General features: G+C 60.0%; 12 protein-coding genes. 9 read left to right on the top strand and 3 right to left on the bottom strand.

Annotated elements, in window-relative coordinates; translation table 11 throughout:
* The first annotated feature begins 36 nt into the window (after window positions 1-36).
* Both hutU and hutH read left to right on the top strand, forming a co-directional pair.
* Window positions 37-1,758 (top strand): urocanate hydratase, encoded by a 1,722-nt coding sequence (hutU, locus tag BN1135_RS06315; protein WP_042019694.1) that lies wholly within the window; start codon window positions 37-39, stop codon window positions 1,756-1,758.
* A gap of 4 nt (window positions 1,759-1,762) precedes the next feature.
* Window positions 1,763-3,295 carry a histidine ammonia-lyase gene (hutH, locus tag BN1135_RS06310; RefSeq protein ID WP_042019693.1) on the top strand — a complete coding sequence of 511 codons (1,533 nt, stop codon included), beginning with the start codon at window positions 1,763-1,765 and terminating at the stop codon, window positions 3,293-3,295.
* Between the two features lie 208 nt (window positions 3,296-3,503).
* Here the strand turns inward: hutH and BN1135_RS06305 are convergent, their stop codons facing one another.
* Entirely contained in the window at window positions 3,504-4,601 is a 1,098-nt protein-coding gene (locus tag BN1135_RS06305; RefSeq protein WP_042019692.1) for a calcium:cation antiporter, read from the bottom strand.
* A 274-nt stretch (window positions 4,602-4,875) separates the two neighbouring features.
* Here BN1135_RS06305 and BN1135_RS06300 point away from each other — a divergent pair, with 274 nt between their 5' ends.
* Window positions 4,876-5,526, top strand: a complete 651-nt coding sequence (locus tag BN1135_RS06300) for a class I SAM-dependent methyltransferase (RefSeq protein ID WP_042019691.1) — start codon at window positions 4,876-4,878, stop codon at window positions 5,524-5,526.
* Here BN1135_RS06300 and BN1135_RS06295 read toward each other — a convergent pair.
* The gene (locus BN1135_RS06295) at window positions 5,523-7,049 is read right to left on the bottom strand and encodes an EAL domain-containing protein (RefSeq protein ID WP_042019689.1); all 1,527 of its coding nucleotides are present in this window, start codon (window positions 7,047-7,049) and stop codon (window positions 5,523-5,525) included. The genes BN1135_RS06300 and BN1135_RS06295 overlap by 4 nt on opposite strands.
* Before the next feature lie 512 nt (window positions 7,050-7,561).
* On the opposite strand from BN1135_RS06295, the gene BN1135_RS06290 reads away from it, so the two are divergent.
* Window positions 7,562-9,484, top strand: coding sequence for an EAL domain-containing protein (locus BN1135_RS06290; RefSeq protein ID WP_042019687.1), 1,923 nt, complete (start codon window positions 7,562-7,564; stop codon window positions 9,482-9,484).
* A 21-nt stretch (window positions 9,485-9,505) separates the two neighbouring features.
* Here BN1135_RS06290 and BN1135_RS06285 read toward each other — a convergent pair whose 3' ends face one another.
* Window positions 9,506-10,429: a 1-aminocyclopropane-1-carboxylate deaminase/D-cysteine desulfhydrase gene (locus tag BN1135_RS06285; protein ID WP_042019685.1), complete on the bottom strand. Its 924-nt coding sequence runs from the start codon at window positions 10,427-10,429 to the stop codon at window positions 9,506-9,508.
* 86 nt (window positions 10,430-10,515) lie between these two features.
* Between BN1135_RS06285 and BN1135_RS06280 the strand changes: the two genes are divergently transcribed.
* From BN1135_RS06280 to mshL, 5 genes are all read left to right on the top strand, one after another.
* Entirely contained in the window at window positions 10,516-11,379 is an 864-nt protein-coding gene (locus tag BN1135_RS06280; protein ID WP_042019683.1) for a type IV pilus biogenesis protein PilM, read from the top strand.
* On the top strand, window positions 11,379-11,972 hold the full coding sequence (locus BN1135_RS06275) for a PilN domain-containing protein (protein ID WP_042019681.1): 594 nt from the start codon (window positions 11,379-11,381) through the stop codon (window positions 11,970-11,972). The genes BN1135_RS06280 and BN1135_RS06275 overlap by 1 nt, the downstream gene beginning before the upstream one ends.
* Complete coding sequence (locus tag BN1135_RS06270; RefSeq protein ID WP_042019678.1) at window positions 11,972-12,619, top strand: hypothetical protein; 648 nt, start codon at window positions 11,972-11,974, stop codon at window positions 12,617-12,619. The genes BN1135_RS06275 and BN1135_RS06270 overlap by 1 nt, the downstream gene beginning before the upstream one ends.
* Window positions 12,612-12,941, top strand: coding sequence for a SctD/MshK family protein (locus BN1135_RS06265; RefSeq protein ID WP_042019675.1), 330 nt, complete (start codon window positions 12,612-12,614; stop codon window positions 12,939-12,941). The genes BN1135_RS06270 and BN1135_RS06265 overlap by 8 nt, the downstream gene beginning before the upstream one ends.
* A 70-nt stretch (window positions 12,942-13,011) precedes the next feature.
* Window positions 13,012-14,685 carry a pilus (MSHA type) biogenesis protein MshL gene (gene mshL, locus BN1135_RS06260; protein WP_042019674.1) on the top strand — a complete coding sequence of 558 codons (1,674 nt, stop codon included), beginning with the start codon at window positions 13,012-13,014 and terminating at the stop codon, window positions 14,683-14,685.
* The last annotated feature ends 14 nt before the right edge of the window (window positions 14,686-14,699 follow it).

Genomic DNA, 14,699 nt, shown 5'->3' with positions numbered 1-14,699 from the left:
GCCGAGGGCACCCTATTGATACAACAAGGAGTGTGTATGTCTGTGCAACAGCAGGATCCCCGTACTGATTCCAGAACTGACCCAAACCGCGTGATCCGCGCCCCGCGCGGCACCTCGCTGACCGCCAAGAGCTGGCTCACCGAGGCGCCGCTGCGGATGCTGATGAACAATTTGGATCCCGAGGTGGCCGAGCATCCCCAGTCGCTGGTGGTCTATGGCGGCATCGGCCGCGCCGCCCGCAACTGGGCCTGTTTTGACAAGATCGTCGAGGTGCTGACCCGGCTTGAGGAGGATCAGACCCTGCTGGTGCAATCCGGCAAGCCGGTCGGGGTGTTCCAGACCCACAAGGATGCGCCGCGGGTGCTGATCGCCAACTCCAATCTGGTACCGCATTGGGCCAACTGGGAGCACTTCAACGAGCTCGATAAGAAGGGCCTGATGATGTACGGCCAGATGACCGCCGGTTCCTGGATCTACATCGGCACTCAGGGGATCGTGCAGGGCACCTACGAGACCTTTTTCGCGGTGGCCAACCAGCACTTCAACGGCGAACCCAAGGGGCGCTGGATCCTGACCGGTGGTCTCGGCGGCATGGGCGGCGCCCAGCCACTGGCGGCCACCATGGCCGGCTTCTCGATGATCGCCGTGGAGTGCGACGAGACCCGCATCGATTTTCGCCTCAAGACCCGCTATGTGGACAAGAAGGCCCACACGCTGGACGAGGCGCTGGCCATGGTCGAGGAAGCTAAACGCAGCGGCACTGCGGTTTCCGTCGGCCTGCTCGGCAACGCTGCCGACGTCTTCGCCGAGCTGGTGGCTCGTGGCATCACGCCGGACGTGGTGACCGACCAGACCTCTGCTCACGACCCGATCCACGGTTACCTGCCCCAGGGCTGGAGCGTGGCAAAGTGGCGCGAGCTGCAACAGAGCGCCCCGCAGGAGGTAAATCTGGCCGCCCGCCGCTCCATGGCCCGTCAGGTGGAGGCGATGCTGACCCTGCAAGCCCGCGGCGCCGCTACGCTGGATTACGGCAACAACATCCGCCAGATGGCGCTGGAGGAGGGGGTGAAAAACGCCTTCGACTTCCCCGGCTTCGTCCCGGCCTATATCCGCCCGCTGTTCTGCGAGGGGATCGGTCCGTTCCGCTGGGTGGCGCTCTCCGGCGATCCGGAAGATATCTACAAGACAGATCAGAAGGTGAAAGAGCTGATCCCCGACGATCCTCACCTGCACAACTGGCTCGACATGGCCCGCGAGCGCATCGCGTTTCAGGGGCTGCCGGCGCGGATCTGCTGGGTCGGGGTCAAGGATCGGGTGCGGCTCGGTCTGGCCTTCAACGAGATGGTGAAAAACGGCGAGTTGAAAGCCCCCATCGTCATTGGCCGCGACCACTTGGATTCCGGCTCGGTGGCGAGCCCGAACCGCGAGACCGAGGCGATGATGGATGGCTCCGATGCAGTCTCCGACTGGCCGCTGCTCAACGCTCTGCTCAATACCGCCGGTGGCGCGACCTGGGTGTCGCTGCACCACGGCGGCGGGGTGGGTATGGGTTTCTCCCAGCACTCCGGTGTGGTGATCGTCTGCGACGGCTCCGATGATGCGGCTCGCCGCGTGGGTCGGGTGCTGCGCAACGATCCGGCCACCGGCGTGATGCGCCATGCGGATGCGGGCTACGAGATTGCCATCAACTGTGCCCACGAGGCGAAACTGGATCTGCCGATGTTAGGCGGCGCCAACGGTGTCAAAGGAAAGGTGTAACACCATGTTTGAATTGACTATTACCCCGGGTGAGCTGGATCTCGCCACCCTGCGCCGCGTCAGCCGCGAGCCGGTACATATTTCACTGGATCCGGCCGCCCTGCCGGGGATCCACGCCTCCGCTGCGGTGGTCACCAAGGTGATCGAGCAGAACCGGGTGGTGTACGGCATCAACACCGGCTTTGGCCTGTTGGCCAACACCCGCATTCCGGTGGAGCAACTGGACGAATTGCAGCGTTCCATCGTGCTCTCTCATGCGGCAGGGATTGGCACCTATATGGATGATGCCACCGTGCGGCTGATGATGGTGCTCAAGCTCAACTCGCTGGCGCGGGGCTTCTCCGGCATCCGGCTGGCGGTGCTGGAGGCGCTGATCCGGCTTATCAATGCAGAGGTCTATCCGGTGGTGCCGAAGAAGGGCTCCGTCGGTGCCTCCGGCGATCTGGCGCCGCTGGCCCACATGAGCTGCCTGCTGATCGGTGAAGGCAAGGCGCGCCACAAGGGCGAGCTGATCGACGCCGCCACGGCCCTGAAAATTGCCGGACTTGAGCCCATCGCGCTGGCGCCGAAAGAGGGACTGGCGCTGCTCAACGGCACCCAGGCTAGCACGGCGTTCGCGCTGGAAGGGCTGTTCCACGCCGAAGATCTGTTTGCCGGTGCCATCACCATCGGCGCCATGAGTGTGGAGGCCGCCCTTGGCAGCCGCCGTCCGTTCGATGCCCGCATCCATGCGGTGCGCGGTCAGCGTGGCCAGATCGATGCGGCCGCCTGCTATCGCCACCTGCTGGTGGATGGTAGCGAGATCGGCATGTCCCATCACAACTGCGAGAAGGTGCAGGATCCCTACTCACTGCGCTGCCAGCCGCAGGTGATGGGGGCTTGTCTGGCCCAGATCCGCCACGCCGCCGAGGTGCTGGTGTGCGAGGCCAATGCGGTCTCCGACAACCCGCTGGTGTTTGCCGATGACGAGGAGATCCTCTCTGGCGGCAACTTCCACGCCGAGCCGGTGGCCTTCGCCGCCGACAATCTGGCGCTGGCCATCGCCGAAATCGGCTCGCTGTCAGAGCGGCGGATGGCGCTGCTGATCGACTCGCGCATGTCCGGTTTGCCCGCGTTTCTGGTCAACAATGGCGGGGTCAACTCCGGCTTTATGATCGCTCAGGTCACCTCGGCGGCGCTCGCCTCCGAGAACAAGAGCCTGGCCCATCCTGCCTCGGTAGACAGCCTGCCCACCTCCGCCAATCAGGAGGATCACGTCTCCATGGCCACCTTCGCCGCTCGTCGGCTGGCAGACATGGCGGAGAACACCCGCGGCATTCTGGCTGTCGAACTGCTGGCGGCGGCACAGGGGCTCGATTTTCGCGCGCCGCTGCGCAGTACCGAGCTGATCGAGCTGGCCAAGGGACGGCTGCGGGGAGAGGTGAGCTTCTACGACAAGGACAGGTATTTTTCGCCGGATATCGAAGCGGCCGCCGCCATGCTGGGCCGTTCCAGCTACAACGATCTGATCCCGGCCGGGGTGCTGCCCAGCCTGTAAGCCTTGATCACCCTTCTCCCCTGGCGGGAGAAGGGGGGGATGAGGGGAAGCCGCTTCACTGGCGCCGGTGAGATCCGGGAGCAGATGACAAAAGACCGCCCAATCGGGCGGTCTTTGCGTTTCTGGTGTTGGCTGGATGTGGTTATTCGTGCTCGAACATCAGGAATAGATAGACGACGAACAGCACCGGGATAGGTGCTTGCGCCTGTTATTCGTGTTCGAACATCAGGAACAGGTAGACCACGAACAACACCAGATGGGTCGCGCCATGGAGCACATTGGTGCGGCCACTGCTAAAGGTCACTTTACAGACCATGAGAGTGGTGACCAGCAACACCATGTCGGCGGCGGAGAGCCCGAGGCGCACCTCCTGCCCCATGATGGCGCCGATAAGAAGTACCGCCGGTACAGTGAGGGCAATGGTAGCCAGCACAGAGCCGAAGTAGAGGTTCATTGCCCGCTGCAACTGGTTGTTGAAGGCGGCCTTGATGGCACCAACGGCTTCGGGCGCCAGCACGATACAGGCCACGATAAAGCCACCCAGTGCCGCAGGGGCCTGCATCACATGTACCCCGTAGTTGATGGGGATGGCCAGCGTCTTGGCCAGCAGGATCACCACCACCAGATAAACGAGTAGCAGCAGGGTGTGATAGACGTTGCTCTGCAGCGGGCCGTGGTGCTCTTCGTAATCCTCGTGATCGCTGTCGACGAAGAAGTGGCTGTGGCTGCGGGTCTGGATCAGCAAAAAGACCCCGTAGAGCAGGACTGAAATGATGATCAGCATCCATGACATGGGGCTCGACATGCTGCCGACCGTGCCGCCCCGGGTGAAGTTGGGCAGCACCAGACAGAGCAGCGCCAGCGGGATGATGGCCACCAGATAGGATTTGACCCCGTCCAGATTGAAGCTCTGGGTGTGGTAGCGCCAGCCGCCAAACAGCAGGGTGAACCCCACCAGCCCGGTGCTCACCAGCATTACCACCGCAAACATGGTATCGCGGGCCATGGTGGGATTGGGCTCGCCGGTCAGCATCACCGAGGAGATCATCACTACCTCCAGCGAAATGACCGACAGGGTGAGGATCAGGGTGCCGAAGGGTTCGCCCAGCTTGATGGCAAGGGCGTCGGAGTGGCGCACCACCGAGAAGATGGCCCAGGTAACGACGGCCAGCAGAGCCAGCGAGACCGGAAGATAAATCGCGAGCGGAGTTGTCTCTGTCAGCAGGTCGCTGCCCAGGGTCTTGAAAAAGAGCAGGGTCAGCAGGCCAACGGGCAGGGCAATCTCTTGCCGGATAAATGTCTTCATAGGCAATGGTTCTCTTCTGGGGGTCTGAGCGACCGGATGACATAAACAGGCTGCGTAGTTATCGGTTGCGCGATAACCAGCCCCTTATGATAAAGGCAGTGACCCCCATCCGGGCAGATCATTTTGTTGCGGAATGTAAATGAGCGGTTGAAGGGGTTGGGTCGCTCTCCCCGATAGGGATAGGTATCGGGCCCGTGCAGGGGTAGCATGGCGAGGTAGCGGTCGTTGCGGCAATCCTGCCGCTGTGGCTGCTATCCCCGCGATAAGGGTGCTTATGTCAGCGGTTCGTCTGCGTTACCACACCATCGAATTTGGTGAGCTGGATATCCATCTGCGCACATTGCGCGACAATCAGCAGTTCTCCGACGATGGGGGTGAGGCAGAGGCACTCGGCATCTCCTCGGCCTTCTGGCCGCTGTTCGGGATTGTCTGGGACTCTGGCCGGGTGCTGGCCAGCCAGATGGTGTGTCAGGAGGTGACAGGACTGCGGATTCTGGAGGTGGGATGCGGCATCGGCCTGGCCAGTCTGGTGCTCAACCACCGTCATGCCGACATCACAGCCACCGACTATCACCCCGAGGCGGGCGCCTTTCTGGCCCGGAATGTGTTGCTCAATCAGGGGGCCGAGATCCCCTTCACCCGTACCGGTTGGGCCGATGCCGCCACGGATCTGGGTCGTTTCGATCTGATCATCGGCAGCGACTTGCTCTACGAGCGCGGCCATGTGGAGATGCTGGCGGCCTTTATCGAGCAGCATGCCAACTCAAGCTGCAAGGTGATCCTGGTGGATCCGGGTCGCGGTCAGCAGGGGCGCTTTACCCGGCTGATGGCCGGGCTGGGCTACCGGCACAGCCAGCACCAGCCTGATGATGTCGAGCAGCTTGCCCAGCCGTTTCGCGGTCAGATCCTGCAATATCTGCGCTAGCTGGCCTCGCGGTATTGCTGCTGCCACTCCTGTTGCCAGCTGGGCAACATCTTGAAAGGCATGGGCTTGCCGAAGAAGTAGCCCTGGATCAGATAGACGCCGTGCTGGCTCAGATAGTCGACTTGCAGCTGGCTCTCGACCCCTTCGGCGATCATCTCCATGCCGGACTCCCGACCAAAGACGATGATGGCATCCAGCACGCTGCGCTTGAGGTCGTTGGTGCCTATGGTATCGACGAACATCTTGTCGATCTTGATCTGGCGGATCCCCAGGCTCTGCAGGTAGGCAAAGCCGCCGTAACCGGTACCGAAATCATCTAGCTTGAAGTGATAGCCCATCTGCTGCAGCAGGGTGATCTCGTCGGTAGCCGCCTTGATGTCGTGGATCGGTTTGCGTTCGGTCAGCTCAAAGGTGAGCTGGTCAGGGGAGGGGTTATGGTGTTTTGCCAGCAGCTGGCGCAGTAGTGGTTGTTCGATATGGGTGGCGACCAGATTGACGCTGACCCACTGCTCCGGCGCCAGCAGCGGCAGGTCGCTGATCACCTGCTCCAGCAACTGCTCGGTCATCGGCAGGATCAGCCCCTGTTCCTCTGCATAGTCAATAAAGGAACCCGGAGGAATTAACTCGTTTCCACGTTGCCAGCGCAGCAGGGCCTCAAAGCCAACAACCTGGCGAGTTTGGCTATTCACCACTGGTTGGTAAAAAGGCACAAATTCCCGCTTGGCTAGCCCCGTTTGCAGTAGCCCCTTGAGGGAGCGCCGATAGTTGCGCAGTAGCCAGTACGCGGCACTGAGCAGGGTGCCTAGCACTATGCCGGACCAGAGGCCGTAGTGATTGAGCTGGTCATGGGCATATTGCTCCAGCGCCTTTCCCGCCCAGACTGTCTGTCTGGTGAGCTCGCTCGGATCGTAGAAACTCAGGCTGCGGCTGCCCTCTTCGTGCTTGATGGCCTTGTCGCCACGGGGAAAGTTGATGGTCTTTGCATTGGGAGCCTGCCGGCTGAACTCCAGATAGAAGCAGTTGGCACAAGGGCCTTTTAGCTTCGAGTGACCCCAGCTGTTGTCCAGCACCCAGTAGGCGAGGTTGCCGCCGGATTGGTAGTAGGCCACCAGCTCCTGCTCGGTATTGAATTTGGCCACAGTGGCAGTAATCCCCAGTTTTCCGTACTTCTGCCCGTTGTTTTGGGCATCTTTGAGCATCGTAATCCCCACTCCCAGACTGGAGCAGCTGGTACCGGAGGCGAGCTCCAGCCCCTGCAAACGGATATGGGTGCGGTAGAACCGGGGATCGCGCAGCAGCATCATGTCCTTGGCACCACAGTCGAATTTAAACTGTGCCAGCTGCTTGCTGATGTCTTCATTCAGATCTTTGTGGCGTTCTGCCATAGCCCCCTTGATCTCGGAGACTTTCTGCTCCAGCAGGTGATAGGCCATCGGTTTGGCAAACCACAGGCCGAGCGACTGGCTACCCACGATAGGCAGGGCGAACAGCAACAGAGAGATCCAGACGGGAGATATGCGCAAAGGGAGTACCTGCCAGTTTCATAAGACACAGTTGGAGATTGTCATCATAATGGATTAGTACAATCAATTTGAATCAGAGTTATCAAACTGATTGGATGGCCTGTTATTTATTTGATTTGTAATGATTTTTATTATTTTCACGCAAGATTCAATCGCTGACCTGTCATAAATGACAATTGCTCGGCTTATCCGAACTGGATTAAAGTGACAGTGCGGTTTGACTCACCGTGTGTTCAATACTCCTGTATCTGTTTTTTTATCAGTAGCACAGAGTGTTAGTTTTGATATGAGTGTTCCTTTTGGTCCCCTTTGAGGGACCATTTTTCTGTCAGCTATCTCCCTTGGTACCGCATCAGTACCGCATCACCTCCCCCCATTCTTGGTATTCTCACCGTGCTTTGGTTATGCTGCCCGCTTAAATTGCAGAAGCGGGATCTTCATCCATAGCTGCGGTGCTGACGTCGCTGCTAGCATGAGGTCACATGGATGGTACCGGGCATACGGAAAGGTGCATGAAACTCACAACACAGCTTGTCTCCTTTATCACCCTGTGCGTGATTGCCGCCATGGCAACCGTGCTGATTGGCGGGGTGTTCAGCTTTCGCCAGCTGGGCATGGAGTTGCAGCAAAAGAAGGTTGATGCGCTGGTCGAGGTGATCGACAAGCAGCTGGATGTGGCTCATGACATGGAGGATATGAGCCGTTGGCTGCCCACCCTGTTGCGAGCTGCCCATGTGGTGGAGCTGGAGGTTCGTCAGAACGACCAGCGGGTCTACTGGTTCCGCAACGTGCAGGATTCAGTCGATGAACAGCTGCTGCAGCCATACAGCCTGCCGTTGCCCCACCAGGCTGACATGCAGGCCAATTTCAAGCTGGAGCGCCCCTTCAAGGAGGCGGAGTACTCCATCAGGGCGATGTCCGGCATCTCGTTCGGCGTCTTTATCGTGGTGTTCGGTCTCTGGTACTCCATTCGCTGGCTGCGCCAGCAGTTGCGCGGTGCCGAGCTGTTGAGCATTCGCGCCCAGCTGATCCTCGATGACAAACTCTCCAAGCTGAATCATGACCCCGCCGAAGAGTGGCCAGTGGCCGCCAGTCAGGCCCTCGACCACCTGCTCGCCGAGCTGGCGGATGCTCGCAAGGAGCGCAGCCGCTTCGACAACTTTATCCGCAGCAACGCCTATGTCGACAAGATGACCGGTATCGGCAACCGGTTGTTTTTTGACAACCGGCTGGAGAGCGCCATCATGGAGGCGAGCGTGATGAGTGGTGGCGTGTTGCTGATCGATCTCGCTTGCCTTGAAGAGCTGGAGTCCGAGCCGCTCGAGCTGCAGAGCCGTGACCTGCTGTTGGAAGCGAGTGCCACCATTGGTGCTTTCGTGCGTAAACATAACGGTGCTCTGCAGGCCCGTTATGCCGGACAAGTGTTTGCCGTGTTGCTGCCCAATATGTCCGAAAGCGAAATGGTGGAGGGGGCGAACCAGCTGCTCAAGAGCCTGCAACGGCTGCACTGGCCACAGACAGTCAATCCCGAAACGGCAGTCTATCTAGGTGCCGTCTGTTATCAGGCCGAAGATAGCCTGCTCAAGGTACAAGAGGAAGCTGAGCTGGCCCTCAAGAGCGCCCGCCTGCAGGGCCACAATGGCTGGTTCCTCTATGAGAAGCAGTTGAATGAGGAGCAGAGCAGCAAGGGCTCGGTGCGCTGGCGCACCCTGATCAGCCGTCGCCTGGAAGAGCAGGGCATCGAGTTCTATAGCCAGCCGATCCAGCAGGATCGGGACCAGGTGGTGCTGCAGCAGGAGTTGCTGACCTATCTCCATGACGAGCAGGGACGGGCACTGCAGGCGGGGATTTTCATGCCGATGGCGGAGAAGGTGGGGCTGTTGTTGCCACTGGATCGCTGGGTGGCAGAGCAGACCCTGCTCTTGCTGCGTCAGGGTTCAGAGCAGAGTTGTCCCATCAGCCTGACCCTGAGTGCCCAGAGCCTGCTCAACCGCGAGTTTCAGCGCTGGCTGTTCTTCGCCCTGTTCCAGCTGCCCCGTAGCACCAACGAGCGGTTGGTTCTGCAGTTGTCAGAATCCCAGGTCACTCGCCATTTTGAGGCGCTCAAACGGCCGCTGCGCTCCCTGCGGATGCTCGGTTGTCGGCTGGCCATCGATCACGCTGGTCAGGATGTGGTGAGCACCCAGTACATCAAAGAGTTTGAAATTAACTTCCTCAAACTGCATCCCAGCCTGGTGCGGGAGATCCATCTCCGTCAGGTGAACCAGATGGCGGTGCGCAGTCTAGTAGGGGGCTGTGCCAATACCGGCACCCGGGTGCTGGCGGTGGGAGTGGAGAGTGGCGACGAGTGGAAGATGCTGCGCCACCTCGGAGTACATGCTGGTCAGGGCCCCTGGTTTGCTCCGCCTCAGCGGCTGTTCATTGAGCCAGCCTGAGCCTGAAAAGAGGGTTGCGGCTTAGAGGCGGCCTTGCTCTTTCAAGCCCGCCAATCCCTGCATGCCGCCGGTGTGGATAAAGACGATCTTGCTGCCGGGGGCGATGCGGCCTGCCGCCAATTCGCGAAAAAGCCCCCACATCGCCTTGCCGCTGTAGATGGGCTCAAGGGGCAGGCCGGTTTGGGCGCTGAAATCCTGCACCCACAGCCAGAGGGCCGGGCTGAATTTGGCGTAGCCACCATCGTGGTGATCCAGCGCGATCCGCCAGCCGGGTATAGTGGTGGCCGCAGGATGAAGGCGGCACACCTCGTCGGCGATAAAGCCACCTCCCTTGAGCACGGCAATGGCGAGGATCTGTTCTTGTTGTCGCTTGCCTGCAATCAGCCCTGCCAGGGTGCCGCCGCTGGCGCAGGGCAGTACCCAGAGATCCGGCGAAAATGGCACTTCACTGACCAGTTCAGCGACACCGGGGATGGCCAGCGGGCTGCTGCCCCCTTCCGGCACGATCAGGGTGTCGCTGGCAGCAAATTGGGCTAGCCAGTCGGGATCCTGCCGTCGCCGGTAACTCTGGCGGTCAACGAAAACGAGATCCATGCCCCAGCACTTGGCATCCTGCAGGGTAGAGTTACTGACGGCATAGGATTCGCCCCGTATGATACCGGTAGTGCGAAGACCAGCTTGGCACCCTGCCGCCGCCAAGGCGTGGATATGATTGGAGTAGGCGCCGCCAAACGACAGCAGATGCTGCTTGCCCTGCGCTTTGGCGTGCAGCAGATGATGTTTGAGCTTGCGCCACTTGTTGCCTGATATGGTTGGATGGATCAGGTCATCCCGCTTGCACCAGAGCTCGACACCATAGCGGTGCAGCAAGGGGTGATGGAGGCGTTGCAGGGGCGAGGGCAGGTTCGCGGTGTCATCTGACTCAGCTGGGAAGTTGGCTTGCAATGGTGAGTCCGTCTTTTATATGGAAGCTAATTTGCTGTTTATGTTAATATTTCACACATTTAACCACTATTGATGGGCGAGCTTACATGAAACAACTGTTCAGGCGATCGACGCCAAGCCGCCAGGTGGGGCTGTTGCTGGCCAATGACAGGATCATGCTGGCAGCGGTGGGCAATTCCCCCGTTTTTGCGACTCGTTCTATTAACGGCCCACAGGAGTGGGCTGTTGCCATCAATGAGCTGTTCAGTCGTCATGGGCTGGCCAAGTCTAAGGTGCGGGTAGCCCTCGCCGCCAGCCTTTATCAACAGATCCAGATCGACAAGCCTGCCGTACCCGATGCCGAGATGGCGGGGGCACTCCCCTGGGCGGTAAAAGATTATGTCAGCGAGCCGGTGCTGCAACTGGCAATGGATTATGTCGATTTGCCCACCCCGCCTGCCGGTCGTCCGCGCATCAATGTGATCTGCCTGCCCAAGAGCCGGGTGCAACTGCTGGCCGATGCCATCAATGGTATTGCCACCCTGCAATCCATCATTAGCGACGAGTTGGCACTGACCTCTCTTTATGAGGCGGACGAGACCGTGCGCATGCTGCTGTGGCAGCCCAAGGGGCAGGATCTGCAACTACTGGTCTTCCATCAGGGGGGGCTCTGCTTCTCCCGCCAGCTGCGCGGTTTTACCAGCCTGACCGGGGAGCATGAGCCGGACAGCATGCTGCTCGACTCGCTGGCGCTGGAGATCCAGCGCTCCCTCGACTATCTGGCGGGTCAGCTCAAATTGCCCGAGTTGGGGCAGATGCAGTTTGCCGTCGCCTCACCCTTTATCGGCACCCTTTCCCACCACATGCAGCAGACCTTCGGCTTTGCCGTCTCCGCCATGGCCAACAAAGCGGTGCTGGCCGGGGTCGAGTACCTGTCGGCCTATGCCGCCGCCATCGGGGAGGATGCGTGATGAAACGTCAGATAAACCTCTATGGCGCCGAGTTTCGCCCTAAACGGCAGTGGGCCAGCCTCAATCAGATGGCGCTGGTATGGGGCTGCGCGCTGCTGCTGATCTTGCTGGCCGGTGTCGGTTACAGCTGGCAGCAGCAACAGGTCAGCCGGGCGCTGGCGCAGCGCAATGTCGAACTGGATCTCAAACGCGGCGAGGCCCAGCGACTGGACGCCGAGTTGGCGCGTCATCAGGCGGATCCCCGCTTGCAGCAGCAACTCACCAACCAGCAGGATGAGCTGACCGCCAAGCAGGGCCTGATGCGCCAGCTGGGCAGCCTGACCCTGCAAAAATCTCAGGGCTACGCCAGCCTGATGGCGGACTTGTCCCGTATTCGCAACAGCAACCTCTCGTTGCAGCGTATTGAAATCAACGAAGGACGGATCAACCTCTCCGGCTTTGCTGGCCGCAGTCAGGATGTGCCGGCCTGGGTCAACCGCTTCAAGCAGACCCCGAGTCTGGTGGGCAAGGAGTTTGGTGAACTGACCCTGAGTCGTGACAAGGAGGGTCGTCTGACCTTCCAGTTGAGCGGCATCGCGCGGGAGAAACCCTGATGAACCTGAAAGCACAATGGCAAGCATGGGGCCAGCGGATCGCCGTGTTGAGCCAGCGGGAGCGGGTGTTAATGCTGCTGACCGGTCTGGTGTTGCTGGGTGCTGCCGGATTTTATGGTTGGCTCGATGACGCCGATATCCGTTTGCAACAGGATCGCATCGCCCTGAGCGCCGCCGAGCGCGACCTCGAAATCATGACGCTGGAAAACCTCGGCAAGCAGGCCCGGCTTAAGCGGGATCCCAACCAGGGGGTTCACGACCAGTTGGCGCAGGTGGCGGTCGATCTGGCCCGGGTCGATGGTGAGCTCAAGGCCCAGACCGTGGATCTGATCCCGGCCCACGAGATGCCGCTGGTGCTGGAGGCGTTGCTCTCCCGCTCCGCCAATCTTCATATGCTGGCCCTCAGTTCGCTGGAGCCGACCCCGCTGATGGCGGGAGAGCAGCAGGTCAATCTCTATAAACATGGTATCCGGCTGCAACTGGAAGGCGGCTATTTCGATGTTTATCAATATCTTAAAGCGCTAGAAGCCTTGCCGCGCCACTTCTACTGGAAGCAGTTCGACTATCAGGTCAAGGCCTATCCCGGCGCTGTGGTGGAGATGGAGATCTACACCCTGAGTACCAGCAAGGAGTTTATCCGTGGCTAGAGTGTTTGCATTGTGCTGTTGCCTGTTCAGCGTGCTGGTACAGGCGGAGCCGGTCGAGGTATTGCAGGATCCCACTGCGCCGCTGGCGGATGTGGCGGTCGGTGCCAGAGCGACTGGCGAGAGCAGTGCCGGGTTGCCGAAGCTGCAGAGCGTCATACTGGGTAATGGCCCGGCACTGGCAGTGCTCAATGGCAAGAGTTATCGGGTCGGGCAGCAGGTGGATGGCTATATGCTGCTGGCTATCAATGCCGATGCCGTGGTGCTGGAAAAGGCGGGAAAACGCCATACGGTGGCACTGTTTGCCAGCAAGATCCGGGTTTGAATCGGTGTTGCCTCCTGCGAGGTGAGCCTGTTTTATCGAGTTTAATTGCAAGTCAGGGTGCCCTAATTACATGAAAACACACCGTCTCTGTCTGATCACCGTGGCCATGATGGCCGCGGGCTGTACCACGTATCAGCACCCCGAGCCGACCCAGGCCAAGGATGCCCTCAAACAGGCCATGAACGAACAGCAGAAGCAGGCTGCCCCTCTGACGACTCTGCCCAAATCAGTGCAGAGCGAATTGCTGCAACTGAACCGGCCCCAGATGCCGGTTGGCATGCCTGAGAAGCGGCTGCGGATTGCGGCCAATGATGTGGAAGCGGTGGAGTTTTTCGGTTCCCTGTTCAAGGGCTCCCGTTACAGCGTGGCAGTCCATCCCGGGGTTGCCGGGCTGGTGTCGGTCGAGCTCAAGGATGTGACCCTGCCGGAAGTACTGGCGGTGGTGGGTGACATGTATGGCTTCGATGTGCAGCGCAAGGGCAATATATTCCATATCTATCCGGCTGGCCTGCGCACCGAGACCATCCCGGTCAACTACCTGATGATGTCCCGTCGTGGTCTCTCCCGCACCTCGGTCAGCACCGGTGGGGTGACCGCCAATGACAGCAACAACGGCAGCAATAACGGCAGTCTCGATAACTCATCGAACAACAGCAGTACCAACAGCTCCTCCAGCAGCAGCTCGGGCAGTGACAACAGCAACGGCACCCGGATCGAGACTGACACCAACAGCGACTACTGGACCGATCTGCGCGACTCCCTGCAGACCCTGATCGGCAGCGGTGACGGCCGCGCGGTGATCACCAGTCCGCAGGCGGGTCTGGTCACCATCCGCGCCTATCCGAAAGAGCTTAAAGCGGTTCGTGAGTTCCTCACCCAGTCCGAAAGCCACCTCAAGCGTCAGGTGGTGCTGGAGGCGCGGATCATCGAAGTGGCCCTCAATGAAGGCTACGAGCAAGGTGTGGACTGGAGTGGTCTCTCTGCCAGCTGGGATGGCGGCAAGGGGATCACCGGTGGCGGCTCGGCGGCCAATTCCCAGTTGCCCACCACACCTAACCAGATTTTCAGCGCACTGGGTGGCGGTGCCGGCTTCAAGATCTCTGACGGCAACTTTAACGTGGCGGTCAACCTGCTCAAGACCCAGGGCGATGTAAACACCCTCTCCAGCCCGCGTGTTACGGCGACTAACAACCAGAAGGCGGTGATTAAAGTTGGTACCGACGAATATTTTGTCACCAACGCATCGACTTCTACCACCACGTCCACAGGGGCCGAGCCTATCGTGACCCCCAATGTGGAGTTGACTCCCTTCTTCTCAGGCATCGCGCTGGATGTGACGCCGCAGATCGATGAAGAGGGGCGGGTGCTGCTGCATATCCACCCTTCTGTTATCGATACCGAAGAGCAGAAGAAGATTATCAAAGTCGGTACGGCCGAGCCGCTGGAGCTGCCGCTCGCCAAGAGCTCGATCCGCGAGTCCGATACCGTGGTGCAGGCCAATAACGGCGACATCATCGTCATCGGCGGCCTGATGAAGACCGACAAGCAGGAGATCGTCAGCAAGGTGCCGCTGTTGGGTGACATCCCCTGGATTGGCGAGGCCTTTACCAACCGCCGTGAAAGCACCAAGAAGGTGGAGTTGGTGATCATGCTCAAACCCACCGTGGTGGAGAAAGATACCTGGCAGAATGAGCTGAAACGATCCTCCGATCTGCTCGACAAGTGGTATCCGGCCAAGGGCTAAGCCATGACACACGA

The sequence above is a fragment of the Aeromonas sobria genome (assembly GCF_000820145.1).
GTDB classification, from domain to species: Bacteria; Pseudomonadota; Gammaproteobacteria; order Enterobacterales; family Aeromonadaceae; genus Aeromonas; species Aeromonas sobria.
Note: the sequence above shows the minus strand (reverse complement) of the source record. Positions and strands in the feature narration are given on the sequence as shown.